Annotated in this window: 26 protein-coding genes; 10 read left to right on the top strand and 16 right to left on the bottom strand. The window is 58.2% G+C overall.

Going from position 1 to position 23,904, the window contains the following annotated elements; all coding sequences use genetic code 11:
- Positions 1-110 precede the first annotated feature (110 nt).
- The 3 genes from ALQ04_RS05755 to ALQ04_RS05745 are packed head-to-tail and all read left to right on the top strand — an operon-like array spanning position 111 to position 2,620.
- Positions 111-1,118 (top strand): methionine ABC transporter ATP-binding protein, encoded by a 1,008-nt coding sequence (locus ALQ04_RS05755; RefSeq protein ID WP_122314878.1) that lies wholly within the window; start codon positions 111-113, stop codon positions 1,116-1,118.
- Positions 1,118-1,792, top strand: a complete 675-nt coding sequence (locus ALQ04_RS05750; protein ID WP_122314877.1) for a methionine ABC transporter permease — start codon at positions 1,118-1,120, stop codon at positions 1,790-1,792. The genes ALQ04_RS05755 and ALQ04_RS05750 overlap by 1 nt, the downstream gene beginning before the upstream one ends.
- Positions 1,793-1,846: 54 nt before the next feature.
- Positions 1,847-2,620, top strand: coding sequence for a MetQ/NlpA family ABC transporter substrate-binding protein (locus ALQ04_RS05745; RefSeq protein WP_122314876.1), 774 nt, complete (start codon positions 1,847-1,849; stop codon positions 2,618-2,620).
- Positions 2,621-2,732: 112 nt separating this feature from the next.
- Here ALQ04_RS05745 and ALQ04_RS05740 read toward each other — a convergent pair whose 3' ends face one another.
- From ALQ04_RS05740 to ALQ04_RS05720, 5 genes are read right to left on the bottom strand one after another with little or no spacing between them, the layout of a single operon-like run.
- The gene (locus ALQ04_RS05740) at positions 2,733-3,365 is read right to left on the bottom strand and encodes an SCO family protein (protein WP_122314875.1); all 633 of its coding nucleotides are present in this window, start codon (positions 3,363-3,365) and stop codon (positions 2,733-2,735) included.
- Positions 3,362-4,255 carry a heme o synthase gene (gene cyoE, locus ALQ04_RS05735; protein ID WP_122314874.1) on the bottom strand — a complete coding sequence of 298 codons (894 nt, stop codon included), beginning with the start codon at positions 4,253-4,255 and terminating at the stop codon, positions 3,362-3,364. Before cyoE ends, ALQ04_RS05740 begins: the two co-directional genes overlap by 4 nt.
- Positions 4,252-5,310 carry a heme A synthase gene (locus tag ALQ04_RS05730; RefSeq protein WP_122314873.1) on the bottom strand — a complete coding sequence of 353 codons (1,059 nt, stop codon included), beginning with the start codon at positions 5,308-5,310 and terminating at the stop codon, positions 4,252-4,254. Before ALQ04_RS05730 ends, cyoE begins: the two co-directional genes overlap by 4 nt.
- A 12-nt stretch (positions 5,311-5,322) precedes the next feature.
- Positions 5,323-5,907, bottom strand: a complete 585-nt coding sequence (locus ALQ04_RS05725) for a hypothetical protein (protein ID WP_122314910.1) — start codon at positions 5,905-5,907, stop codon at positions 5,323-5,325.
- On the bottom strand, positions 5,873-6,619 hold the full coding sequence (locus ALQ04_RS05720) for an SURF1 family protein (protein ID WP_122314872.1): 747 nt from the start codon (positions 6,617-6,619) through the stop codon (positions 5,873-5,875). The genes ALQ04_RS05725 and ALQ04_RS05720 overlap by 35 nt, the downstream gene beginning before the upstream one ends.
- Positions 6,620-6,693: 74 nt before the next feature.
- On the opposite strand from ALQ04_RS05720, the gene ALQ04_RS05715 reads away from it, so the two are divergent.
- On the top strand, positions 6,694-6,897 hold the full coding sequence (locus ALQ04_RS05715; RefSeq protein ID WP_122314871.1) for a twin transmembrane helix small protein: 204 nt from the start codon (positions 6,694-6,696) through the stop codon (positions 6,895-6,897).
- Between the two features lie 5 nt (positions 6,898-6,902).
- On the opposite strand, the gene ALQ04_RS05710 is transcribed toward ALQ04_RS05715, so the two are convergent.
- From ALQ04_RS05710 to coxB, 4 genes are read right to left on the bottom strand one after another with little or no spacing between them, the layout of a single operon-like run.
- Positions 6,903-7,793, bottom strand: coding sequence for a cytochrome c oxidase subunit 3 (locus ALQ04_RS05710; protein WP_122314870.1), 891 nt, complete (start codon positions 7,791-7,793; stop codon positions 6,903-6,905).
- Positions 7,794-7,806: 13 nt separating this feature from the next.
- Positions 7,807-8,364: a cytochrome c oxidase assembly protein gene (locus tag ALQ04_RS05705; protein ID WP_122314869.1), complete on the bottom strand. Its 558-nt coding sequence runs from the start codon at positions 8,362-8,364 to the stop codon at positions 7,807-7,809.
- An 8-nt stretch (positions 8,365-8,372) separates the two neighbouring features.
- Positions 8,373-9,965, bottom strand: a complete 1,593-nt coding sequence (gene ctaD / locus ALQ04_RS05700) for a cytochrome c oxidase subunit I (protein WP_122314868.1) — start codon at positions 9,963-9,965, stop codon at positions 8,373-8,375.
- Positions 9,966-10,016: 51 nt separating this feature from the next.
- Entirely contained in the window at positions 10,017-11,141 is a 1,125-nt protein-coding gene (gene coxB / locus ALQ04_RS05695) for a cytochrome c oxidase subunit II (protein WP_122314867.1), read from the bottom strand.
- Positions 11,142-11,500: 359 nt separating this feature from the next.
- On the opposite strand from coxB, the gene ALQ04_RS05690 reads away from it, so the two are divergent.
- Positions 11,501-12,151 carry a hypothetical protein gene (locus tag ALQ04_RS05690; protein WP_122314866.1) on the top strand — a complete coding sequence of 217 codons (651 nt, stop codon included), beginning with the start codon at positions 11,501-11,503 and terminating at the stop codon, positions 12,149-12,151.
- Positions 12,152-12,246: 95 nt separating this feature from the next.
- On the opposite strand, the gene ALQ04_RS05685 is transcribed toward ALQ04_RS05690, so the two are convergent.
- The 3 genes from ALQ04_RS05685 to ALQ04_RS05675 form a co-directional block, all read right to left on the bottom strand.
- Positions 12,247-13,779: a SulP family inorganic anion transporter gene (locus ALQ04_RS05685; protein ID WP_122314865.1), complete on the bottom strand. Its 1,533-nt coding sequence runs from the start codon at positions 13,777-13,779 to the stop codon at positions 12,247-12,249.
- A 112-nt stretch (positions 13,780-13,891) separates the two neighbouring features.
- Positions 13,892-14,623, bottom strand: a complete 732-nt coding sequence (locus ALQ04_RS05680; protein WP_122314864.1) for a carbonic anhydrase — start codon at positions 14,621-14,623, stop codon at positions 13,892-13,894.
- A gap of 203 nt (positions 14,624-14,826) precedes the next feature.
- Entirely contained in the window at positions 14,827-15,885 is a 1,059-nt protein-coding gene (locus ALQ04_RS05675) for a PA0069 family radical SAM protein (protein ID WP_122314863.1), read from the bottom strand.
- 258 nt (positions 15,886-16,143) lie between these two features.
- On the opposite strand from ALQ04_RS05675, the gene ALQ04_RS27140 reads away from it, so the two are divergent.
- Positions 16,144-17,781: a hypothetical protein gene (locus ALQ04_RS27140; protein WP_259644935.1), complete on the top strand. Its 1,638-nt coding sequence runs from the start codon at positions 16,144-16,146 to the stop codon at positions 17,779-17,781.
- Positions 17,782-17,908: 127 nt separating this feature from the next.
- The gene (locus ALQ04_RS05665; RefSeq protein WP_122314862.1) at positions 17,909-18,223 is read left to right on the top strand and encodes a hypothetical protein; all 315 of its coding nucleotides are present in this window, start codon (positions 17,909-17,911) and stop codon (positions 18,221-18,223) included.
- 64 nt (positions 18,224-18,287) lie between these two features.
- Here ALQ04_RS05665 and ALQ04_RS05660 read toward each other — a convergent pair whose 3' ends face one another.
- The gene (locus ALQ04_RS05660) at positions 18,288-18,575 is read right to left on the bottom strand and encodes a YheV family putative zinc ribbon protein (RefSeq protein ID WP_122314861.1); all 288 of its coding nucleotides are present in this window, start codon (positions 18,573-18,575) and stop codon (positions 18,288-18,290) included.
- Positions 18,572-20,659 carry an oligopeptidase A gene (prlC, locus tag ALQ04_RS05655; RefSeq protein ID WP_183142115.1) on the bottom strand — a complete coding sequence of 696 codons (2,088 nt, stop codon included), beginning with the start codon at positions 20,657-20,659 and terminating at the stop codon, positions 18,572-18,574. The genes ALQ04_RS05660 and prlC overlap by 4 nt, the downstream gene beginning before the upstream one ends.
- Before the next feature lie 76 nt (positions 20,660-20,735).
- Here prlC and ALQ04_RS05650 point away from each other — a divergent pair, with 76 nt between their 5' ends.
- Both ALQ04_RS05650 and ALQ04_RS05645 read left to right on the top strand, forming a co-directional pair.
- On the top strand, positions 20,736-21,281 hold the full coding sequence (locus ALQ04_RS05650; RefSeq protein ID WP_122314859.1) for a gamma carbonic anhydrase family protein: 546 nt from the start codon (positions 20,736-20,738) through the stop codon (positions 21,279-21,281).
- A gap of 41 nt (positions 21,282-21,322) precedes the next feature.
- Entirely contained in the window at positions 21,323-21,973 is a 651-nt protein-coding gene (locus tag ALQ04_RS05645; protein ID WP_122314858.1) for an HAD family hydrolase, read from the top strand.
- Positions 21,974-22,061: 88 nt separating this feature from the next.
- Here the strand turns inward: ALQ04_RS05645 and ALQ04_RS05640 are convergent, their stop codons facing one another.
- The gene (locus tag ALQ04_RS05640) at positions 22,062-23,129 is read right to left on the bottom strand and encodes an aminopeptidase (protein ID WP_122314857.1); all 1,068 of its coding nucleotides are present in this window, start codon (positions 23,127-23,129) and stop codon (positions 22,062-22,064) included.
- Positions 23,130-23,223: 94 nt separating this feature from the next.
- Between ALQ04_RS05640 and ALQ04_RS05635 the strand changes: the two genes are divergently transcribed.
- The gene (locus ALQ04_RS05635) at positions 23,224-23,637 is read left to right on the top strand and encodes a hypothetical protein (RefSeq protein ID WP_122314856.1); all 414 of its coding nucleotides are present in this window, start codon (positions 23,224-23,226) and stop codon (positions 23,635-23,637) included.
- Here ALQ04_RS05635 and ALQ04_RS05630 read toward each other — a convergent pair whose 3' ends face one another.
- Entirely contained in the window at positions 23,638-23,871 is a 234-nt protein-coding gene (locus tag ALQ04_RS05630; protein WP_122314855.1) for a DUF1161 domain-containing protein, read from the bottom strand.
- Positions 23,872-23,904 lie beyond the last annotated feature (33 nt).

The following is a 23,904-nucleotide window of genomic DNA, read 5'->3' as shown; positions in this document are numbered from 1 at the left end:
TGTCGGGACAGGCTAAAATGCGCGCCCGGCTTATCCTGCCGAGGTAACGAAGCAAGTGGCTGCCCGGCCACTGCGCTGATTTTTTAACGCGCCCCCACAAGGTTCGCTCCGTGATCGAGTTTCATAACGTCCACAAAACTTATCGGGTTGCAGGCAAGGAAATACCGGCCCTGCATCCCACCAGCCTGCGTGTCGAAGACGGCCAGGTATTCGGCCTGATCGGCCATTCCGGTGCCGGCAAAAGTACTCTGCTGCGCCTGATCAACCGCCTCGAAACCCCGAGTGGCGGGCAGATCGTGGTTGATGACGAAGATGTCACGGCCCTCGACGCCGATGGCCTGCGGCGCTTTCGCCAGCAGGTCGGGATGATTTTCCAGCACTTCAATCTGCTGGCTTCCAAGACCGTGGCCGACAACGTTGCCATGCCGCTGACCCTGGCGGGCGATATGCCTCGCAGCCAGATCGATCAGCGAGTGGCAGAGTTGCTGGAGCGCGTCGGGCTGTCTGCCCACGCCAAAAAATACCCTGCGCAATTGTCCGGCGGGCAAAAGCAGCGGGTCGGGATTGCCCGGGCCCTGGCCACCAAGCCAAAGATCCTGCTGTGCGATGAAGCCACCAGCGCCCTGGACCCACAGACCACCGCGTCGGTGTTGCAGTTGCTGGCCGAGATCAATCGCGAACTGAAACTGACCATCGTGCTCATCACTCACGAGATGGATGTGATCCGTCGTGTCTGCGACCAGGTCGCGGTGATGGACGCCGGGGTGATCGTCGAGCAGGGCAATGTGGCCGATGTGTTCCTGCATCCGCAGCATCCGACCACCAAACGCTTCGTGCAGGAGCACGAGCAGGTCGACGAAAACGAGCAGCGTGACGACTTCGCTCACGTCCAGGGCCGCATCGTGCGCCTGACCTTCCAGGGCGATGCGACCTACGCGCCGCTGCTGGGCACGGTCGCCCGGGAAACCGGCGTCGACTACAGCATCCTGGCCGGTCGTATCGACCGCATCAAGGACACGCCTTACGGGCAACTGACCCTGGCGATTACCGGCGGCGACATGGACGCTGCCTTCGCTCGCTTCACCGCCGCTGACGTTCATATGGAGGTGCTGCGCTGATGGACGCTTTCCTGAGTCTGTTTTCCAACGTCGACTGGTATGAAATCTGGCTCGCTACCGGCGATACCCTGATCATGCTCAGTGTCTCGCTGGGTTTCACCATCCTGCTGGGCCTGCCGCTGGGCGTGCTGATGTTCCTGACCTCGCCGCGCCAGTTGCTGGAGCACAAGCAGCTGTATGCGACGGTCGGGCTGATCGTCAACATGCTGCGCGCCCTGCCCTTCATCATCCTGCTGATCGTGATGATGCCGCTGACCGAAATCATCACCGGCACGTCACTGGGGATTCTGGGGACGCTGCCGCCGCTGATTGCCGGTGCTACGCCATTCTTCGCCCGGCTGGTGGAAACCGCCCTGCGTGAAGTGGACAAGGGCATCATCGAGGCGACCCAGGCCATGGGCGCCACCACCCGGCAGATCATCCTCAAGGCGCTGTTGCCCGAGGCGCGCCCCGGCATCCTGGCGGCGATTACCGTGACCGCCATTGCGCTGGTGTCCTTCACTGCCATGGCCGGTGCCGTGGGTGCAGGCGGGCTGGGTGACCTGGCGATCCGTTATGGTTATCAGCGTTTCCAGAACGATGTGATGTTCGTGACAGTCGTATTGCTGTTGGTGTTGGTGCAGATCCTGCAAACCATCGGTGACCGACTGGTTGCGCATTTCACTCATCGCTAACCGAATTTGTGGGTAACGGCCTGCTGTGTGCGGGCCTCTTAAAGGAGCTGTTGCATGAAAAAACTACTGGCCGTATTTGCTGCCGTTACAGCATTGTCCGCGCAGGCCAACGAAACCCTGAGCGTCGCGGCCACGGCCGTCCCGCATGCCGAGATCCTGGAGTTCGTCAAACCGGTCCTGGCCAAGGAAGGTGTTGATTTGAAGGTCAAGGTCTTCACCGACTACATCCAGCCGAACGTACAGGTTGCCGAAAAGCGTCTGGACGCCAACTTCTTCCAGCACCAACCGTACCTGGATGAGTTCAACAAGGGCAAGGGTACCAATCTGGTTACCGTTGCCAAGGTTCACGTAGAGCCGTTTGGCGCCTACTCGGACAAGTTCAAGAAACTGGAAGACCTGCCAAGCGGTGCAACCGTTGCCCTGCCAAACGATGCAACCAACGAAGGCCGTGCCTTCCTGCTGCTGGCCAAGGCCGGTCTGATCACCCTCAAGGACCCGACCAGCATCCTGGCCACGCCCAAGGATGTGGCGAGCAACCCGAAAAACCTGAAGTTCCGTGAGCTGGAAGCTGCCACCCTGCCGCGCGTGCTGACTCAGGTCGATCTGGCGCTGATCAACACCAACTACGCGCTGGGCGCCAAGCTCGATCCAACCAAGGATGCGCTGGTGATCGAAGGTGCCGAGTCGCCTTACGCCAACATTCTGGTTGCCCGCCCGGACAACAAGGATTCCGACGGCATCAAGAAACTGGTTGCTGCGCTGAACAGCCCTGAAGTGAAGGCGTTCATCGTCGAGAAGTACAAAGGCGCCGTGGTTCCAGCGTTCTGATCAAAACACGCTGCCCCCCTGTGGGAGCGGATTGATCCGCGAAAAGGCCAGTACATTCGATAAATATTTGTCGTCTGTCATGCCTTCTTCGCGGATGAATCCGCTTCTGCACTCACTTCCTCTGCAATAACCCTGGCAATTGCACCACCAGCTTCTGGCTGCTCAACGGTGCGCGAATGAACCCTCGCTGAGTGCCGTCCGGCCCCAGCAGTGCCAGGTTTCCGCTGTGGTCAACGGTGTAGTTCGGCTTGCTGGTATCGGCAGGAATGAACGGAATGCTCACCGCATTGGCCAGCTTCTGCAGGTCCGCTACCGAAGCGGTCAGGCCAACGAATTCCTTGTCGAAATAACCCAGGTATTGCTTGAGCTGCTGCGGCGTATCGCGGTTTGGATCGACGCTGATCAGCACCACACGCAGGTTGCCGACCACGTCCTTGGGCAGCTCGCTCTTGATCTGGCGGATCTGCGCCAGGGTGGTCGGGCAGATGTCCGGGCAGAAGGTGTAGCCGAAGAACAGCAGCGTCCACTTGTCCTTCAACTGATTCATGACGACCGTTTCGCCGTTCTGGTCGAGCATCTTCAGATCAGGCAGGTTGCGGCTTTGCGGCAGCAGGATAATCCCCGCATCGATCAGGGCCGTCTGATCGCCCGCACCTTTGCCGGACAGCGCGCGATTGAGGGTCAGGCCCAGGATCAAGGCCACGATAGCGACAAGGATAAATACGGTTTTCTGGTTTCGGGTCATGGCTTCGGCAGTAGGTAGTGATCGGTGAGCAGGGCTATGAACAGCAGCAACAAGTAATAGATAGAGTACTTGAAGGTGTCGATGGCCGCGTGCGGTCGAGTGCCACGGTACAGCACCCGGCTCCAGTGCAGGAAGCGCAAACCCAGCAACAGGGCGCAAAACAGGTATGTCAGGCCGCTCATGTGAATCACATAGGGCAGCAGGCTGACGGCGAACAGGATGCAGGTATACAGCACGATATGCAGTTTGGTGTAGTGCTCGCCATGGGTGATCGGCAGCATCGGAACACCGGCCCTGGCATAGTCGGCCTTGCGATGAATCGCCAGGGCCCAGAAGTGCGGCGGGGTCCAGGCGAAGATGATCAGCACCAGCAACAAGGGTTCTGCGCTGATCTGCCCGGTCACGGCCACCCAGCCGAGCAAGGGCGGCGCAGCTCCGGCCAGCCCGCCGATGACAATGTTCTGCGGCGTTGCGCGCTTCAGAAAGCCGGTGTAGATCACTGCATAGCCCAGCAACGATGCCAGAGTCAGCCAGGCGGTCAGCGGGTTGGTGAACGCCAGCAGCAGAAACTGGCCGAGCAGGGTCAGCAGCAAGGCCAGGATCAAGGCGCTTTCCGGGGCAATTCGTCCCTGGGCAAGCGGCCGTTCATGCGTGCGTGTCATCAGCGCATCGATATGCCGGTCCACTACATGATTGATGATCGCTGCACTACTGGCACACAAGCCAATCCCCAGATTGCCGAACAGCAGGACAGTCCAGGGAATGCTGCTGTGGCTGGACAGCAACATGCCGACGAGCGAGGTCAGCAACATCAGCATCACGACTCTGGGCTTGGTCAGCTCAAGGTAATCACGCCATACCGCCTGACCATTGCGGCTCAATACGCTCATCGCAGGGTGTCCTTTTTCAGGGTGGTCCAGGGTATCGGCAGACTGGCGCGATCCAGCCTGTGCGGTTTTCGGCTGAAGGCCGTGCGTGTACGAAAATTGATCAATATCAGCGTCAACATAAGGCCCGCACCGCCCGCGCTATGGGCCAGCGCCAGGGACAGCGGCTGGTGCAGCAGCACATTGCCGATGCCCAGAGCGATCTGCATGCCCAGCGCCAGTAACAAGCCGCTCGCCATTCCCTTGAGTCCGGCGCGCTTGAGTTGCCAGGCCAGGCTCAGCAGCGTGCCTGTCACCAACAACGCTCCGACGCGGTGGCTCAGATGGATCGCGGTACGTGCCTCGTTGTCGAGCTTGCCGCCCAGATAGTTGGGACCGATGTGCTGGGTCAGATGAAAGCCATTGGTGAAGTCGGTATCCGGCCACCATTGGCCCTGGCAGGTGGGCACATCAGTGCAGGCCAGCGCTGCATAATTGGCACTGACCCAACCTCCCAGCGCGATCTGCAACGTAACCAGCAGCAGCCCGAGTGCTGCCCAGCGGCGCAGGCGCGCGGGCACTTGCGGCAATGGCGCGAGGGCGCCACTCAAACGCAGGGTCAGCAGGAACAGCAGACTCAGGGTCGCCACACCGCCCAGCAGATGCGCCGTGACAACTTGCGGCCAGAGTTTGAGGGTCACAGTCCACATGCCGAAGGCTGCCTGGAGCAGCACCACACCCAGCAGCGACAGCGGCAGTTTCAGCGGCTGTCCGCTCAGTTTTCGACGCTGCCAGGCCTGTATCGCCAACCATGCAATTGCCAGGGTCAGCCCGCCTGCGAAGTAGCGATGGATCATCTCGCTCCAGCCTTTCTCGACATGCACCGGCGAGCCCGGGAAGTGCAACAGCGCATGGGCCAGTTGCCGGTCGCTGGCGGGCACGCTTATGAATCCGTAACAACCCGGCCAGTCAGGACAACCCAGGCCGGCATGAGTAAGCCGGGTATAGGCCCCGAGTAGCACTACGAACAACGCCAGCAGCGTGGCCAACAAGGCGATACGAAATCCGGGTCTGGTCATGGCGACCTCCCTTTATCCGATGTTCGACAGTTTCAGGAGCTGGCGCAGATCGTTGAGCAATTCCTTGCCCTTGACCCCTGCGTCGTAACGCAACACCAGATTGCCGTGGGGATCGACGATCCAGAGCATTGGCGCATCGAGCTCCGGTGCAAGCTTCCGGTAGCGGCCAACATCCAGCGCATAGCGCTGTAGCTGTGGATATTCCTGCTGAAGTTTCCCGACATATTCGCCATCGAGCGTTAGCGCTGTGGCCAGGGCATGGCTGGCGCGATGGGCGTCGCGGCCCAGGCCGGTGTGGATCTGCCGCGCCAGATAGACCAGATGCTGGCAATCGGCAGTGCACTGGCGGGGCGCGCTGACCAGCAGTTGCCAGCGCTGCTCGTCGGCCTGTACGCCAAGGTCGGTGCGGCTTTGCCCGTTGCCGATCAACTGGCCGTGATAACTGCGGCCGTCCGGTATCCAGAAGTTGAGTCGATACATGCAAGTGGCCAGGATCATGGGCCCGATGGCCAGCAGCAACAACACCAGCAACTGCAGGCGCCCTCGACGTCGCCTGCGAAGCTCAGATACGCCGACGGGGTTCATGGCGGTTCCCATTGCTCTTCTCCCGGGTTTTTCTGTGGTGCCAGACCCGATACAGGCAGAGGCCGAGCAAGGTCGTAGCCAGAGCGAACCACTGCACGGCGTAGCCCACGTGTTTCTGCGGCTCCATCGCCACCACCGGCCAGTCGACGCGATACGCTGCGTTGCCTGGCTCAAGGCGTAATTCATGGGCGTAACCTTTGCGCCCCAGCTCTCCCCAGAGCCTGTCCGGCATGACGACCGTCACCAGTCTTGGCCACGCTTCAGTCGGCGCATCGGTATGCAGTTGAAAGCCCTCGCCGTGCGGCACATGGATCCGGGCATTCAGCGCCTGCGGCTGGTCTGGAGTGGTGAATAGCGGAGGTGAGCGGCGATCCGGCCAGGGCAACCAGCCACGGTTGACCCACAGCCATAACCCGCTGGGCTGGTCCATGAACGGCTGAAGCAGCTCGACACCGGCCTTGCCGTCACGGGTACTGTTATCGAGCAGCAGGCTATGGGCCGCATCGAAATAGCCCTGCAGGTGTACCCGTCGGTAGGCAGCGTCTTCGGCCTCCAGCATCAGGGCGCTATCGCCCGGCTCGGCCGCCTGGCGTTCGGCGTAATGGCTGAGAATCCCGCGCTTTTCTGCGGCCCGGTCCAATTGCCAGAAACCGAGCATGACCAGCAGTGGCAGCAATGCCAGAACCAGCAGTACAGGCGCCGAACGGCGGATCGAGCGCTTCATCCTGTCGTCCGCTCTGGCGGTATGGCCCTGCCTATACTCCATTGCACCATCGCGATTGCTCCTGGAGTCTTCTCATGCTCAAAGCAGCGATTGTTCTTATGCTGGCGGCCACCGTGACCTGCCTGTTCAGCGGCCTGTTCTTTCTGATCAAGGACGACAACCAGTCGACCCGCCTGCTCAAGGTCCTGACCCTGCGGGTCATCCTGGCCTCTCTGACGCTGGCGCTGATTGCCTGGGGCTTCTACAGCGGCCAGCTGGTTTCACATGTGAACTGGTAATGGCTTCACAAGACATAGACAAAGATGAACAGGCCCACCCACACCACATCGACGAAGTGCCAGTACCAACTCGCCGCCTCGAAGCCAAACTGCTGCTCGGCGTCGAAGTGTCCGCGCAGAATCCGCAGCAGCATCACCGCCAGGATCAGCGTGCCGATGGTGACGTGAGCGCCGTGAAACCCGGTCAGCATGAAAAAAGTCGCGCCATAGATGCCCGAGCCCAGGGTCAGGCCCAGCTCCTGATAGGCATGCACGTACTCTTCGACCTGCAGGAACAGAAAGCTGCACCCCAGCACAATGGTCACCGCCAGCCAGCCTTTCAGTGCAGTGCGATGGGCTTTTTTCAAGGCATGGTGCGCGAAGGTGATGGTGACGCTGGAACTGACCAGCAGCACGGTGTTGATCAGCGGCAGATGCCACGGGTCGATGACGCCTTTGGGTGCCGGGAACAGTTTCGGGTCCGGGTTATCGAGCAGCGGCCACTGGAATTGAAAGTTCGGCCACAACATGTTCGAGATGCCATTGGCGCCCTCGCCGCCCAGCCAGGGACCAGTCCAGACGCGCACATAAAACAGCACGCCAAAGAACGCCATGAAGAACATCACTTCCGAAAAGATGAACCAGGCCATGCCCCAGCGAAACGAACGGTCCATCTGCGCGCTGTACAAGCCGGCCCGGCCTTCCTTGACGACCGTGCCGAACCAGCCGGTCATCATGTAGGCCACCAGCAGTCCGCCGATGAAAAAGATCAACGGCCCGTTGGACTCGGGCCGTGCCGCCTTCAGGTCATTGAACCAGGTGCCCAGGCCAAACATCGTGACCAGCAAGGCCAGCGTGGCAATGATCGGCCATTTGCTTTGGGCCGGAACGTAGTAATGCTCATGGGGCGTAGCCATGTGAGCGTCTCCTTCAGCCACCGTTTTTCGCGACCGGCAGAACCGGCGGCTGGCGTGCAGTGATGTCGAACAACGTGTAAGCCAGGGTCAGGTGTTTCACGTCCCTGGGCAGGTCGCGGTCAACGATGAAACGCACTGGCATCTCGATCCGCTCGCCCGGTTGCAGCATCTGCTGGGTAAAACAGAAGCATTCGGTCTTGTGGAAATAAACCGCGGCCTGGCCCGGCGAAATGCTGGGTACGGCTTGCGCGGTCATCGCCTTGTCGGTGGGGTTCTGCGCCACGAAAATCATCTCGTTGACGGCGCCCGGGTGAACTTCGATCTCGTCGCTGCGCGGATAGAATGCCCAGACCATGTCCACCGAATTGGTGGAGATGAACTGCACGCGCACCAGCCGCTCCTGATCGATCACCTGCGATCCCTGATATTGGTCGCCGGTCTTGCCATTGATGCCAAAGGCCCTGCACATCACGTCATACAAGGGCACCAGCGCGAAGCCGAAGGCAAACATCAGTGCCACGATCAGCAGCAGGCGCGGGACAAGCCTGCGGGTCGAATGGTTTTCGCTCATGTCGTTACTCACTTCACTTCTGGCGGCGTGCTGAACGTGTGATAAGGCGCGGGCGAAGGTAGCGTCCACTCCAGTCCGTCGGCGCCGTCCCATGGTTTGGCGGGGGCTGGCGGCCCGCCGCGAATGGTCTTGATCACAATGAACAGGAACAGCAACTGGGTCGCGCCAAAGGTAAAGGCGCCGATCGACGACATCATGTTGAAGTTGGCGAATTGCAGGTTGTAGTCCGGAATCCGCCGTGGCATGCCGGCCAGACCCAGGAAGTGCATCGGGAAGAACGCCATGTTCATGCCCACGAAGGACAGCCAGAAATGCAGCTTGCCCAGGGTTTCGTCATACATGTGCCCGGTCCACTTTGGCAGCCAGTAATAGGCCGAGGCGAAAATGCCGAAGATCGCGCCAGGTACCAGAACATAGTGGAAATGCGCGACCACGAAATAGGTGTCCTGATACTGGAAGTCCGCTGGCGCTATCGCCAGCATCAATCCCGAAAAGCCACCGATGGTGAACAGGATCACGAACGCCACGGCGAACAGCATGGGCGTCTCGAAGCTCATCGAGCCTTGCCACATGGTACTGACCCAATTGAACACCTTGACGCCGGTCGGCACGGCAATCAGCATCGTCGCGTACATGAAGAACAGCTCACCCACCAACGGAATGCCGACCACGAACATGTGGTGCGCCCAGACAATGAACGACAGGAAGGCGATGCTCGCCACGGCGTAGACCATCGAGGTGTAGCCGAACAGCGGCTTGCGCGCGAACGCGGGAATGATTGAACTGACTGCGCCAAAGGCCGGCAGGATCATGATGTACACCTCGGGGTGGCCGAAAAACCAGAACACATGTTGGAACAGCACCGGATCCCCGCCGCCCGCCGCATTGAAGAAGCTGGTGCCGAAGTGGATGTCCATCAGCATCATGGTCACGCAGCCAGCCAGGACCGGCATGACCGCGATCAACAGGAATGCGGTGATCAGCCAGGTCCAGACGAACAGCGGCATTTTCATCAGCGTCATGCCCGGTGCCCGCAGGTTGAGGATGGTCGCGATCACATTGATTGCGCCCATGATTGAGCTGATTCCCATCATATGGATGGCAAAAATGAAAAATGTCACGCTTTCGGGTGCGTAGGTCGTCGATAGCGGGGCGTAGAAGGTCCAGCCGAAGTTAGGCCCGCCGCCCGGATGGAAGAGCGTGGAAACCAGCAACAGGAAGGCGGCAGGCAGCAGCCAGAAACTGAAGTTGTTCAGCCGGGGCAAGGCCATGTCCGGTGCGCCGATCATTAGCGGAATCATCCAGTTGGCCAGGCCGACGAAAGCCGGCATCACCGCGCCGAAGACCATGATCAGGCCGTGCATGGTCGTCATCTGATTGAAAAAGGCCGGTTCGACGATCTGCAGGCCCGGCTGGAACAGTTCGGCACGAATCACCATGGCGAACGAACCACCGAGCAGGAACATGGTGAAACTGAACCACAGGTACATCGTGCCGATGTCCTTGTGATTGGTGGTCAGCACCCAGCGCATCAGGCCCCTGGCGGGACCATGCGCGTGGTCATGGCCTGTCTGGCCATGGTCATCGATCACGGTACTCATGTCCGCTATCCTCTGTTCACGAGCAAGTTCTGCGCAAAACCATTGGCCAGTTCACTGCTGGGCCTGCTTGAGGGCCAGCACATCCCTGGGGCTGAGCATGTCGCCCTTGGCGTTACCCCAGGCATTGCGTTCGTAGGTCACGACTGCGGCGATATCGACCTCCGACAGTTGTTTGCCGAAGGCCGCCATGGCCGTTCCCGGTTTGCCGTTGAACACAATGTTCAGGTGCCCTTCGATTGGGCCGGTCGCTATCGGCGAACCCTTGAGCGCCGGAAACAGCGGCGGCATGCCCTGCCCTTCGGCCTGATGGCAGGCAGCGCAAACGGTGTGATAGACCTTGTCGCCATGGGCGACCAGTTCTTCGCGGGTCCAGTCCTTGCTGGTCAGCTCCTTGAGCCTTGCGCCTTCTTCCTTGCGCCCGGCCAGCCAGGTCTGGTAATCGGCCGGTGACTTGGCCTCCACCACAATCGGCATGAAAGCGTGATCCTTGCCGCACAGCTCGGTGCATTGGCCGCGATAGATGCCGGGCTTTTCGATACGGGTCCAGGCCTCATTGACGAACCCCGGAATGGCATCGCGCTTGACCGCGAAAGCAGGCACCCACCAGGAATGGATCACGTCGGCGCCGGTCACCAGAAAGCGGATCTTCTCGCCCACCGGCAGGACCAGCGGTTGATCGACTTCCAGCAGGTAATGTTCGCTCTTGGGATCGCGGTTGTGGATCTGCTCGGTGGGGGTCGCCAGGTTGCTGAAGAATTCGACATCCTGCCCCAGGTATTTGTAGTGCCATTTCCACTGATAGCCGGTGACCTGGATATCGACATCCGACTCGCTGGCGTCATACATGTTGATCAGGGTGCGGGTCGCCGGGATCGCCATGGCCACCAGAATCAGAAAGGGTACAAGGGTCCAGAGAATTTCGACGGTGGTGTTTTCGTGGAAATGGGCAGCCTTCTGCCCGATGGAACGTCGATGCATGAGCATCGACCAGAACATGGCGGTGAATACCGCAAGTCCGATTACCACACAGATCCAGAAGATGGTCATGTGCAGATCGAATACCGCATTGCTGACGGCAGAAGCGCCAGGCGTCATATTCGTTGTCCAGGCTGCCTGCGCCTGACCAGATATTGGCCACAACGCAACACCTATCCAAACGTATGGACGTCGCTTCATCGCGGGGTCCCCCAGGCATGTGATCCGCAGTCTCGATCTGCGGCCAAGGAGTGGCTTGCGAATCCACTGACATCATGCCCAGGGTTGCCAGGTCTACAGCGTTGCGGCCATCAGCCAACTTCCTTCACAGCCGAGTATAGACACAGCTGGAGAGTGCGCAACGCGAGTCGGGATCTATCCATATAGATGGAGGGGCGTCTATCAAAGGCGCAGGTTAGAGCGCTTCAAAGAGTCTTTTAATAACCAATACATATAAATGTTACTTAGTTATGAAAAATGCGTCTTAGGAAACGAGCCAATCAGGCTAACGTATGACTTCCATCACAAAATTACCTGGTTTTAAGCCTTCAGGAGCCTTCATGAACACCGCCGCATTGCGCGAGCAGATTCAGCGTGCACATAAACACGAAGCCGAAACTGGCCAATTGCTACAACAGCTGGAAAGCCAACTCCCGCACTTGCATCCCGCCATCGATATTCCCGATGTCGACGCAAAAGGTGTTTTGACGCGCTTTGTTTCTGCCTATATCGAATTGGTGCCGGACTTGCTGGACGCCGCTTATGAAGTTGCAGTTCGGGCAGGTATAGAGGGGCAGATAAAACCTGTCCTGAAGATTGCCGAACAGTTTTTCATCGCGCCACCCTCGATCATGGCCGGCCATGAAGGGCTCGACAGTTTGCTGGATGAGGCTTATCTGGCGCATCGCCTGATGGAAGAAGTGAACGATATCTACATCAAGCACTTCGGCCAGCCATTGATTCCTTCCAACACCACCGTCGCCAGCCTGATTGCCCACCAGTTGATTGGTGAAGAGTTTGCCAACCAGCTCGACGAAGCCGTCCATCACGCCGTTGACCAGCTACTCGATGAAGACAGTTTTGCTCTGGAGTCGGTCGAAACCTATCGTGACCGCCTTGGCAGCCCTGACACTGAAGCCGCGTGGAAACTCTGGCCGTGTCTGTCACGTCAATTGGGGATCGGCCTGGAGCTGGAACGCCCCGAGGCCTGATGCTGCTGCGCGTTGCAAGAATATCCTTGCAAGCAAGGGAAGAAGAGTCGGCAGGCGCTCCGCTGCTTCGCGAAGACGCCCACCGCTGACGAGGACTACCTGGCGGCGGCCCCGATTCCGGTTGTCGTGTAAACACGCCCTTCCAGACGACGCTTCAAGCCGCGCGACTCGATGCGCAGTTTCGTACCCTGAGCGGCATTGGCTCGTCCCCACTCTTCCAGCAATTCCAGGCAAGAGTGATCGATATAGCTCAGGTTGTTCAGCGGAACGTGCACGGTACTGCCTTGCGGGATGCTGCCCAGCACCTTGGTCAGCGCCGGTACCTTGAGGAAGGTTGCAGCACCTACCAGACGCAGTTCCATCTCGCCTTCGGCCTCCAGTTGCACCAGGCTGATCTTCAGGCGCGAAGCCTTGAGTGCCAGCTTGACCAGAGTCAGACCGAAACCGACCAGTACACCGGTCAGCAGGTCAGTGAAGATGATCGACGACGCTGTGGCGGCATAGATGAACATCGGCATGCGGCCATAACGACCCAGGCCACGAAATGCCTTGAGGTCCACCAGCTTGAGGCCCGTGTAGACCAGCACACCCGCCAGGCTTGCCACCGGAATGCTTTGCAGCACGCTCGACAGCAGCAGGACGAAGGCCAGCAGCCAGAGGCCATGGAAAATCGTCGAGAAACGGGTTGTGGCACCTGCCTGAACGTTCGCCGAGCTGCGAACGATAACGCCGGTCATTGGCAGCGAACCGACCAGGCCGCAAAGCATGTTACCTACGCCCTGCGCACTCAACTCCTTGTCGAAGTCAGAGCGCGTGCCGCTGTGCATGCGGTCGACGGCAGCCGCCGAGAGCAGGGTTTCAGCGCTGGCGATGAAGGCCACGGCGATGGCGGCAATCAGGATTGCAGGATCGGCCAGATTCAGAAGGTCCGCCGGGCGCAACCAGTCAATGGCATCGGCCAGATTGTCAGGCACTTCAACGCGCTTGACCTCCAGTGCCATCGCAAGGCTGATCCCGGTTGCAATGCCGACACCCAGCAAGGCTCCCGGAACGAAGCGCAGTGACTGTGGACGCAACTTGTCCCACGACCACATCACCAGGATGGTGCCCAGACCCAGCATGCCAGCGTACATGCCGGAACCCGGGCCGACGGCCTGGACCAGCGTTGCAGGGAATGCGATCAGGTTATCCAGTCCGGAAGGCTTCGGCCCGCCATCGAACATCACATGCATCTGCGATAACACGATCAGCACACCGATACCTGCCAGCATGCCGTAGACCACTGCCGGTGCCGTTACACGGAACCAGCAACCGAGCTTGAAGCGCCCGGCCAACAGTTGCAGCAGACCGGCCAGCAGCAGGATCGGGCCGAGCATGGCCATGCCGTGCTCGCGCACCAGTTCAAATACCAGAACGGCCAGTCCCGCAGCCGGACCACTGACCTGCAAGGGCGAGCCCGCCAGCCAGCCAACCACCAGGCCACCAATGATGCCTGTGATCAGACCTTTGGCTGGCGGCATGCCTGAAGCAATTGCGATCCCCATGCACAACGGCAGGGCAACCAGGAACACCACCACGGAAGCGAGCAGCTCCCGTGGTAAAACGGATTTCAGTGCTGTAGTACCCATGATGCTTCTCCGGGATCTCTTCAGACGTAACAAAGCCTGGCGGCGCGCATCCTGCGCAACCGCCATAGGCTAAAAGAGGTTTTTACCGCCAGTCGTGCGTTGAATCAGGCGACTAGAAACGCGGTTTCGGGGTAGCCATGGGTGTCGGGCCATCGCCATCGAGTGGCCGGAAACGATCCACTTCCGAGTCGTAAGCCAGAATTTCACTGGTTTCGATGTTGTAGACCCAACCATGGATGAACAACTGACCACTGGCCATTTTGGAGGCAACCGAAGGGTGAGTACGTAGATGCTGGAGCTGGGCGATCACGTTTTCCTGAGTCAGGACGTGCATCGTTTCCTTTTCGCCAGAGCAGCTGCAGTTGTTCTCGACAACCGTACGGGCAACTTCTGCATGACGCAGCCAGGCTTTTACCGTCGGCATTTTATCGAGGCTTTGAGGGTTGAGTACGGCACGCATTGCGCCGCAATCGGAGTGCCCGCAGATGATGATGTGCTGTACGCCCAGAGCCGAAACCGCATACTCGAGGGCTGTTGAAACACCACCGTTCATCTGGCCGTAAGGTGGAACGACGTTACCGACGTTACGGGTGACGAACAGGTCGCCTGGGGAACTCTGGGTAATCAGTTCAGGCACGATGCGCGAGTCTGCGCAGGTGATGAACATGGCGCGAGGCGATTGCGCCGTGGCCAGCTTCTTGAACAACTCTTCCTGCTGAGGGAAGACCTCATGGCGAAAGTGCACGAAGCCATCCACGATGTGTTGCAGAGCTACCTCAGCACTACTCAATGTCGGCTGTTCACTGGCTGAGGTAGCCGACTGCTGTTTATCCATGTCTCTCATGTCTTCATCCTCTCTGACGGATTGATGTGGATTTTTCATGCTTTCTTTAAGCGAAACCGGACCGGGGCCCTTTTGTCTGGCATAGCGAACAATTCCATTGAACGCTACCGCGGGCATCACTCCGATTTACAGATTAACCACTCAAGCTTAAGTGAAACTGAATGCGACAGCTCTAGGACGCCATTTCCTGTACTTCAACTACATTACAGCAACGACATCTGCCCTCCCGGCGGGCAAAAGGCGCTGCAGTCGAGTTGAAAGCTTTCGCGGCGATTGAGTCCCAGCTTGCTGGTCGCAATTGCGTAACGCCTGGCCAGAAGATCGGCAAAAGGCCCCTCGCCCCGCATCCGCGAGCCGAACTCGCTGTTATAGAGCTCACCGCCTCGGGTTTGACGTATCAGACTCATCACATGTTCCGCACGTTGCGGATAATGTGTGCGCAGCCATTCATCGAACAGCGGCGCCACTTCCAGCGGCAGGCGCAGCATCACATAGCTTGCGCTCAGCGCACCGGCAGCCTTGGCTTCACTGAGCAGGGCTTCGAGTTCGCTGTCGTTGATCATCGGAATCATCGGCGCGCACAACACGCCCACCGGAATGCCTGCCTGGCGCAAGACCCGAATCGCCCGCAGGCGCGCCTTGGGCGCCGCTGCCCGGGGTTCAAGAATGCACTTGAGTTCGTCATCCAGGGTAGTCAGGCTGATGAATACCGAAACCAGCTGCAACCGGGCCATTTCGGCCAGCAGATCGAGGTCGCGCAGGATCAGCGAGCCCTTGGTGATGATCGACACCGGATGGCGATAGCGCAGCAGGACTTCCAGGGTTGCGCGGGTGATGCGTTGTTCGCGTTCTATGGGCTGGTACGGGTCGGTATTGGCGCCCAGCGTGATAGGCGCGCACTGGTAACCGGGTTTGGAAAGCTGCTGTTCCAGCAGCGCTGCCGCATTGGTCTTGACGATCAGCTTGGTCTCGAAATCCAGCCCCGGCGACATGTCCCAATAGGCATGGCTGGGCCTTGCGAAGCAGTAGATACAGCCGTGTTCGCAGCCCCGGTAAGGATTGATCGAACGATCGAAGGGAATGTCCGGCGAGGTATTGCGGGTGATGATGCTCTTGGACGTTTCGTGGATGACCTGAGTGCCCTGGGTCAGCGGGACCTCCTGATACCAGCCGTCGTCCTCGGCGACTGACCGCTGGGGCGCAAAGCGATTGTGTGGATTGGTGGCAGTGCCACGGCCGCGAATCGAAGGTGTGCTGACCATGAGGAAGACTCGAATACTGTTTATGCATACAGTACAGCAAAATAGGTAGCTGCCCGAAAAAAATATTTCCCGCCTGACAGGTGGTGTGGTTTCACTGGCTGAGAGGCTTTGCCACTGACACTTATTAAAAGCCGGTAACAATAAGCAGGTTCCACCGGGCGGCGTATTCATCTATTACTGCTACCCGAAGCACTCATGGAAGAGTACTTGTACATGTCCTGTTACTGGACCTGAATAACATTGAAAAGGATTTCAATCATGAATAATAAATATGCATTGCACACACTTACTGGAGCGGCGCTCCTGTCATTGACTCTTGCAACGGCACAGGCGGCCAACTTCGCGGACAAGAGCAAACCGTTCGACCAGTATCACTGGGTTACGACCCATAACTCCTATGAAAAAATCAATCAGAATCTGGCCGAGATGCCCAGGCAACTGAACGACGGTGTGCGTGGTTTCATGCTTGATCTTTATCCCGACAACAAGACAGGCATCAATCGTATCAAGGTGTGCCACAAGACCCTCGCCTGCTACGGCCCGCTTGGTAATCAGCTGAAGAATGAATTCATCCCGTTCCTGAAAAAAAATACGTCGGAAGTGGTGACGATTTTTCTTGAGACCTATGTCAGTCGCAGTGACATGCAGGAAGTATTCAACGCCATACCGGAATTGGCAGACTACTCGTTCAACCCTGGCAACTTCGGCGCCGAGAGCTGGCCAACGCTGAACGAAATGGCCCATAAGAATAATCGCCTTATTCTCATGACGGACAAACGTGAAGTGAGTGGAAATTACACCGTGGGTGCAAAAACCGTTACCGTGCTTTTTGATCAGGACTGGATAAAGCAGAACCACTGGGACACCCTCGGCCCTATAGCTTCCAATATCTATGCGGCGCATAATTTTTCATGCCCTACCCGCTGGAAGGATATTCCGCTGAATACCCGCAAGGTCGCCAAAAACACAGGCAAACAATGGAACCGTCTGTTCCTGATGAACCAGTTTCATACCGTCACTTCAACCATTCCTGATTCAGCCAAGTACGATAACAACCTGACCTACCTGATGCGGCGTGCTGCCAATTGTGGCGCAGAACCGAATTTCATGGGGATCAACAATTACCAGAACGGTGATGCTTTCCCTTATGCCCGGGCCCTGACTCAGGGAGGCATCTATCTATGGGAAGGTGGCAATGCGGATAAAAAGAGGGACACCGTTTGCGTCATTCCCAGTGGCTCTAAAACCCTCACTCTGCCGACTCAGGGTTGTGAAAACGATGAGGCACAATCCCTGTCGTTATCAGGGATCAGCAAAGGTACCCGAATCACGCTATTCGACAATGGCGGGGGTAGTCGAGCAGATGATTACGCCATTATTGATGTCAAGCGGGACATCGGTATAAAAGAGCATGTCGTCATCTCCAGTTTCGAGCAAAATAGTAATAACGCCGACTATCAAATCGTCTACATCCGGAATAACAATCTGAATGGCAAGGTTTCCCGCGTTCAAGTCGGTCGAACGCCTGGCAATTTTTCCGATGCGGCCATCGCCGCGTATGAAGGCAACAGCGCCAGTCAGAATCTGGACTGTACGATTCCGTTTAACAGTACTCACAATGTCAAGATGAAGAATAACAGCCTGGGCTGTTCAAATGATGAAATACGTTCTGTCAAAATTATCAAAGCCAAAGCGGGCACGTCCTTTACCATGACCGGCCATCCGGATGGAAGTTTCTCCCAGGGGCGAACGATAGTCACCATAAAACGTGATATTACATGGCCTGTCGTTATCAAAAGTTTTAATACTTCCTACGAAAATAATGACGTGCGCGTCGAAGCCAGCAAGTCGATTGATGGTCAAATCTCTTTTGGTTATTTCAAGGGTGCACAATAAGTTCAGGTGTTCTTAAAACTCTACATGGCCTTTGCAGCGTGAGCCTATGCTGTGTAGGTTCCTGGCTTTATTGTCAAGTTGTAGGCCGGGCTTTCACCAGACCCTATATGAATAAATGAGGTGAACGATGGCTAGGTATGAGCTTCGGCTATCAAAAGAAGACTTTGAAGACGACCAGAGTCCTGAAGTACTGGTTGAGTTTTATGAATATAAGGACGTGCAACAAGCGCCCGCTCAGGACAGGGTGGATCAGGAAAACAGGAGGAAAACAGACAGAGCTGAGCTCAAATATGTAGCCTTCGTCTCTTCTTCCAGCAAGGATGGCAACTTCGATACGGTTTCCGGGAATACGAATGTAGACGACCAGGCTGGTCATGACAGCCGTGATGATCAAATCCTTATCGATCTTGCGCAGGCATTCGCCAGGATCCACATGGGCTAATCCATGAAGCGGGAAGCACTCACCGAGCGCTTCCCGTTTTTATCATGATCCGGCTATCAGCGGTTCAACTCGGATCAACCGGCTTCTTGAGCTTCGGATTCGGAAAGAACTGCACGCCCTGGACCTTCGGGTCCGCTGGCTTGACCGCGATCTTGTTGACCCGCGTACCCAGTTCCCTGGGAATCGACAGGCCTTGCTCATTGAGCGTATCGCTGTAGCCGCAACCCACGCACTCGCGATGGGGCACGTCGTCTTCGCTCCACATCATCAGCTTGTCGGGCTCGCTGCACGCCGGGCAGACTGCCCCGGCGATAAAGCGTTTCTTGGTAATGACTACCGGTGTATCGGTCATGCTGCCGCTTCCTCACTCAAGCCACTGTGACGCAAGAGTGCGTCAATCGACGGCTCGCGTCCGCGGAAATCGACGAACAACACCATTGGTGCCTGAGAGCCGCCACGGGCCAGGATCGCTTCGCGGAATGCACGACCGGTTTCGGCATTAAGTACACCATCTTCCTCGAAGCGGGAGAACGCATCGGCGGACAGCACTTCAGCCCATTTGTAGCTGTAGTAACCGGCGGCATAGCCTCCGGCGAAGATGTGCGCGAAGCTGTTCGGGAAGCGGTTATAGGCCGGCGGGCGCATTACCGAGACTTCGTCGCGGATGCCTTCCAGCACTTCCAGTACCGCACGGCCGTCGCCATGAGTGGCATGCAGCTCGAAGTCGAACAGCGAGAACTCCAGTTGGCGGACCATCATCAGCCCGGACTGGAAATTCTTGGCGGCGAGCATCTTTTCCAGCAGGTCCTGCGGCAGTGCTTCGCCGCTCTCGTAGTGACCGGAAATCAAGGCCAGGCCTTCCGGTTCCCAGCACCAGTTTTCCATGAACTGGCTCGGCAGCTCGACCGCATCCCACGCCACGCCGTTGATCCCGGAAACCCCGGCATGCTCGACGCGCGTCAGCAGGTGATGCAGCCCATGGCCGAATTCATGGAACAGCGTGGTGACTTCATCGTGGGTCAGCAAGGCTGGCTTGCCGCCAACCGCTGGGGTGAAGTTGCAGACCAGATTCGCCACCGGGTTCTGCAGACGGCCCTCGGCGGTGCGGCGACGGTCGCGGGCGCCATCCATCCAGGCACCGCCGCGCTTGTTGGCGCGGGCATACAGGTCGAAGAAGAAACGTCCGACGTGCTGGCCGTTCTCCTTGATCTCGAACAGGCGGACATCCGGATGCCAGGTGTCGAAGCCTTTCTGTTCGGCGATTTCGATGCCGTACAGACGCTGGACAATGGCAAACAGGCCGCTCAGCACTTTATCCACAGGGAAGTAGGCGCGCAGGATTTCCTGGGAAACGCTGTAGCGTTGCTCGCGCAGTTTTTCGCCGTAGAAACCGCTGTCCCAGCTTTGCAGGTCCGGGCAACCCTGTTCGGCGGCATAAGCCTTGAGCTGCTTGAGATCCTGCTCGGCAAAAGGCTTGCTGCGCTTGGCCAGATCGCGCAGGAAACTCAGCACCTGATCGCTGGACTCGGCCATCTTGGTCGCCAGGCTCAGCTCGGAGAAGCTGACAAAGCCCAACAGTTGAGCCAGTTCCTGGCGCAGGTCGAGGATCTGCTCCATGACCGGGCCGTTATCGTTCTTGCCTGCATTCGGGCCCTGGTCCGAAGCGCGAGTGCAGTAGGCCGCATAGACTTCTTCGCGCAGGGCGCGGTCTTCGGCGTAGGTCATTACCGCGTAGTAGCTGGGGAATTCCAGAGTAATCAGGAAACCTTCCAGATCCTTGGCCTTGGCGGCAGCCGCCATTTGCTGTCTGGCCGAATCGGTCAGGCCGGCAAGCGCCGATTCGTCAGTGACCAGTTTGGTCCAGGCCTGGGTCGCGTCGAGCAACTGGTTGGAAAACTGGCTGCCCAGCTCCGACAATTTGCTTTGCACTTCGGCGTAACGCTTCTGCTGCTCGGGCGGCAGGTCGATACCCGAAAGACGGAAGTCGCGCAGCGATTGTTCCAGAATGGTCTTCTGGCCCACATCGAAGTTAGCCGCTTCAGGGCTGTTGGCCAGGGCTTCATAGGCCTGGAACAGCTCGCGGTTCTGGCCCATCTCGGTGGAATAGGCGCTCAGTGCAGGCAGGCACGACTCATAGGCTTCGCGCAGCTCGGCGCTGTTGCAGACCGCGTTCAGGTGGCTGACCGGGCTCCAGGCAGCGCCCAGGCGATCATTCAATTCATCCATCGCCAGGATCAGCCCGGCCCAGGTCGGTGTCGAACCCTGGCTGGCCAGAATGTCGGCAATCGCGGCACGGTTATCGGCCAGGATCTGCTCGATGGCAGGTTTTACATGCTCGGCACGGATCGCCGAGAAAGGTGGCAGGTCGTACGATTGCAGAAGAGGGTTGTTCGCGCTCACGGTTTTGCACCTTGGCTGGAAGAAACACTCACGCATCTTAATTACAATCGACGCCGACCGCAGCATTGAAACCTGCATCGCGTATCTATCACGACCAGAGAAGGAGCCTATCGTGGCCATCCGCAAGTTCCAGGACCACACCCCAGCCCTTGGCGAGCGAGCCTTTGTCGATTATTCCGCCGTGGTGATCGGCGACGTCGAGATTGGTGCCGACAGCTCCGTCTGGCCACTGACCGTCATCCGTGGCGACATGCACCGCATCCGTATCGGTGCCCGCACCAGCGTGCAGGACGGCAGCGTGCTGCATATCACCCATGCCGGTCCTTTCAACCCGGATGGTTTTCCGTTGCTGATCGGTGATGAAGTGACCATCGGCCATAAAGTGATGCTGCATGGCTGCACCATCGGCAACCGGATTCTGGTCGGCATGGGCACCACCATCATGGATGGTGCGGTGGTGGAAGATGAGGTGATCATCGGTGCTGGCAGCCTGGTGCCGCCGGGCAAGGTTCTGGAAAGCGGATTCCTGTATGTAGGGCGACCGGTCAAGCAAATGCGGGCGCTGACTGAAAAGGAAATCGCCTTTTTCCCCTATAGCGCGACCAATTACGTGAAGCTCAAGGATCAGCACCTGGCTGAAGGTTATGACCAGCCCTGAGTTATCCATAGGCCCTTTTACGCACTCACTGGCGAGATTTCATGCATTACCAAAATATCCTGTTCGACCTCGACGGCACCCTCACCGACCCGCGCCTGGGGATAACCCGCTCGATCCAGTTCGCCCTGGCGCGCCTGGGCATCGACGAGCCGGATATCACCCGGCTGGAACACTTCATCGGCCCGCCACTGCTGCAAGCGTTCATGCAGTTCTATGCCATGGACGAGGCCCGCGCCTGGGAAGCCGTGAATTTCTATCGCGAACGCTTCAAGGTCACCGGGCTGTACGAAAACCAGGTGTTTGAGGGTGTGCCCGAATTACTTGAGGCCTTGGCTGGGCAGGGCAAAACGCTCTACATCGCAACGTCCAAGCCTTGGGTTTTCGCCCATGAAATCGCCCGGCACTTCGACTTTGCCAAACATTTCAAGGTGATCTACGGCAGCGAGCTGGATGGCACCCGCACCGACAAGGTGGAACTGATCGCCCATCTGCTGGAACAGGAAAAGCTGGACCCGGCACAGACCCTGATGATCGGTGACCGCAAACATGACCTGATCGGCGGGCTACGCAACGGGCTGGATGTTGCGGCAGTGGGCTATGGCTTTGGCAGTCACGAAGAACTGACTGCGCAAGCGCCGACCTACCATTTTGTAACCATGGCCGAGATGCATAAGGCCTTTGTGGCGGCGTAGATGTCGTCGGTAGAAACGGATTCATCCGCGAAGACGGCATTCCTGCTGCCACGTTTTCTGTGAATGCACTGGCTTTTCGCGAATGAATTCACTCCTGCCGGGCCATCATCAACTGTTGCAGGCTTGCCTTGCGCTCTTTGGCGGGCAAATCGCCCAGCTTTTCCACGGCGGTGAAGAACGCAGGCCAATCGCCCTTGGTCTGTTTGAACAGCGCCTCAAATGCTGGCACCCATTGGTCGTAAAGACCGAAAGGCAGCAGCTTGGCGTTGTTCATCGGTGAGTTGACCCAGGCATCGAAACGCTTGTCGCCGCCCCACTGCACGTCGCGCAACTGTCGGTACTCGTGGCGCAAACGCTCGAATTCAGCGGCTTTGCGCACGCGCATCACCTCGGCACTCAGCGGCTGGTGATACAGCGTCTTGAGCCGTTCCCGGGTATCGAGCACCAGGCGGATGAATTGATCACGGCGGGTGGACTGCGAAATGTTCTCCGGCGCGAGCCCGCGTGCCGCACGCCATTGGCGAGTGCCTTCCTGCTCGACAAAGCTGGCGTAGGACTCGTTGAACTCGGTGTCGTTCTTTACATAAAAACGCTGGTGCGCCAGTTCGTGGAAGATCAGCGTCGCCAGGCGTTCCTCGCCCCAGCCCAGCATTGAGCTGAGGATCGGATCGTCGAACCAGCCCAGCGTCGAATAGGCTTCGATGCCGCTCAGATAAACATCCTTGCCGGCCTGGCGCTGCAAGGCCGCTTCGCCTCGTGCGCCGCCCTGGCTGTAATAACCGCGATAGGCCACGCAACCGGCAATCGGAAAGCAATGGGTTACCGGGTCCAGAGAGAACTCATCGGTCGCGAATACGTTCCATACGACATAAGGACGACCCAGATCGGCGTACAGGCGATAACTCTTGTTGTCCGGCAGATGCAGATGGGCGCTGGCGAAGGTTCGCGCTTCCTGGGCATAGGCCAGGCGCTGACGCAATTTCGCATCGCGCGTGGGGTCGGAAAGGATGTCGGGGATCGACTCGCGTGCCTGCAACAGTTGCAGTTGACCGCTGGCCAACTGGCCGTAGTACGACAGGCTGGAGCAGCCACACAGCAAAAGCATCGCCACTACCGGCAAACTGCGCCAAAGACGTAAAACATTGAGTCGTGGCATACACGGCCTTCAAGACAGGGATAGAAAGCGTTATGCAGGACAGCCAGGGTATTACGCAACTATCATCGTCATCCGCCAACCTCCGGAGCCTGCCATGCGTTTGATCGCCTTGACTCTCGCCCTCGGCACCCTTGCCGGGTGCACCACGCCCTTGCCTGCCGTCGATCCGGCCATGGCCTGGGTCGACATGCGCACCATGACCGGCAGGCTGGTGATGGCCGACAAGCTCGATGGCAAGAACACCGAGGATGGTCGTTACTTTCAGGTCACGCCCGGTCGCCACGAGCTGCAGATCCGTTTCGATTACGAATATCGCTCAGGCGGATTGGGGATGATCAGTGACGATTACACCGACATTACCTGTTTCATCGATATCGAATACGACCACTTCGCGGCTGGCCAGCGCTACATGATCGAGGCCCGCACACTGGCCAATGAAATCACCGCCAGACTTTACGATGCCGAGCGCAAGGTCCTGGCCAATGAAGGGGATATTCACTGCATCTGATCAGCTATCGTTCTTTTGATAGATGATTTTTTTGGTGCCGTTGTCGCAACTACCCACCACCATGTTCTGATCGTGGACTTCGTCGTTGGGGACGATTTCCAGGGTGTAGGAGGTGACGTTGTTGGCCTGGATCTTGGCTTCGATCTCGTCCTTGAGTTCTTCACAGGACTTGGGGGCCGCCAGGGCGCTGGTTGTCAGCAGGATACAGCTGATGGTCAAAGCAAAGCGTTTCATGCCCGATTCCTTCGATAAGACGCACAGAGCCTT

Source organism: Pseudomonas cichorii, assembly GCF_003700275.1.
GTDB lineage: Bacteria > Pseudomonadota > Gammaproteobacteria > Pseudomonadales > Pseudomonadaceae > Aquipseudomonas > Aquipseudomonas cichorii_B.
This window is presented reverse-complemented; position numbering and strand designations above follow the sequence as displayed.

Coding starts and splice junctions, on each gene's coding strand:
- ALQ04_RS05750 (WP_122314877.1), top strand. CDS start 1,118: ATGGACGCTTTCCTGAGTCTGTTTTCCAACGTCGACTGGTATGAAATC.
- ALQ04_RS05745 (WP_122314876.1), top strand. CDS start 1,847: ATGAAAAAACTACTGGCCGTATTTGCTGCCGTTACAGCATTGTCCGCG.
- ALQ04_RS05740 (WP_122314875.1), bottom strand. CDS start 3,365: ATGACCCGAAACCAGAAAACCGTATTTATCCTTGTCGCTATCGTGGCC.
- cyoE (WP_122314874.1), bottom strand. CDS start 4,255: ATGAGCGTATTGAGCCGCAATGGTCAGGCGGTATGGCGTGATTACCTT.
- ALQ04_RS05730 (WP_122314873.1), bottom strand. CDS start 5,310: ATGACCAGACCCGGATTTCGTATCGCCTTGTTGGCCACGCTGCTGGCG.
- ALQ04_RS05725 (WP_122314910.1), bottom strand. CDS start 5,907: ATGGGAACCGCCATGAACCCCGTCGGCGTATCTGAGCTTCGCAGGCGA.
- ALQ04_RS05720 (WP_122314872.1), bottom strand. CDS start 6,619: ATGAAGCGCTCGATCCGCCGTTCGGCGCCTGTACTGCTGGTTCTGGCA.
- ALQ04_RS05715 (WP_122314871.1), top strand. CDS start 6,694: ATGCTCAAAGCAGCGATTGTTCTTATGCTGGCGGCCACCGTGACCTGC.
- ALQ04_RS05710 (WP_122314870.1), bottom strand. CDS start 7,793: ATGGCTACGCCCCATGAGCATTACTACGTTCCGGCCCAAAGCAAATGG.
- ALQ04_RS05705 (WP_122314869.1), bottom strand. CDS start 8,364: ATGAGCGAAAACCATTCGACCCGCAGGCTTGTCCCGCGCCTGCTGCTG.
- ctaD (WP_122314868.1), bottom strand. CDS start 9,965: ATGAGTACCGTGATCGATGACCATGGCCAGACAGGCCATGACCACGCG.
- coxB (WP_122314867.1), bottom strand. CDS start 11,141: ATGAAGCGACGTCCATACGTTTGGATAGGTGTTGCGTTGTGGCCAATA.
- ALQ04_RS05690 (WP_122314866.1), top strand. CDS start 11,501: ATGAACACCGCCGCATTGCGCGAGCAGATTCAGCGTGCACATAAACAC.
- ALQ04_RS05685 (WP_122314865.1), bottom strand. CDS start 13,779: ATGGGTACTACAGCACTGAAATCCGTTTTACCACGGGAGCTGCTCGCT.
- ALQ04_RS05680 (WP_122314864.1), bottom strand. CDS start 14,623: ATGAGAGACATGGATAAACAGCAGTCGGCTACCTCAGCCAGTGAACAG.
- ALQ04_RS05675 (WP_122314863.1), bottom strand. CDS start 15,885: ATGGTCAGCACACCTTCGATTCGCGGCCGTGGCACTGCCACCAATCCA.
- ALQ04_RS27140 (WP_259644935.1), top strand. CDS start 16,144: ATGAATAATAAATATGCATTGCACACACTTACTGGAGCGGCGCTCCTG.
- ALQ04_RS05665 (WP_122314862.1), top strand. CDS start 17,909: ATGGCTAGGTATGAGCTTCGGCTATCAAAAGAAGACTTTGAAGACGAC.
- ALQ04_RS05660 (WP_122314861.1), bottom strand. CDS start 18,575: ATGACCGATACACCGGTAGTCATTACCAAGAAACGCTTTATCGCCGGG.
- prlC (WP_183142115.1), bottom strand. CDS start 20,659: ATGCGTGAGTGTTTCTTCCAGCCAAGGTGCAAAACCGTGAGCGCGAAC.
- ALQ04_RS05645 (WP_122314858.1), top strand. CDS start 21,323: ATGCATTACCAAAATATCCTGTTCGACCTCGACGGCACCCTCACCGAC.
- ALQ04_RS05640 (WP_122314857.1), bottom strand. CDS start 23,129: ATGCCACGACTCAATGTTTTACGTCTTTGGCGCAGTTTGCCGGTAGTG.
- ALQ04_RS05635 (WP_122314856.1), top strand. CDS start 23,224: ATGCGTTTGATCGCCTTGACTCTCGCCCTCGGCACCCTTGCCGGGTGC.
- ALQ04_RS05630 (WP_122314855.1), bottom strand. CDS start 23,871: ATGAAACGCTTTGCTTTGACCATCAGCTGTATCCTGCTGACAACCAGC.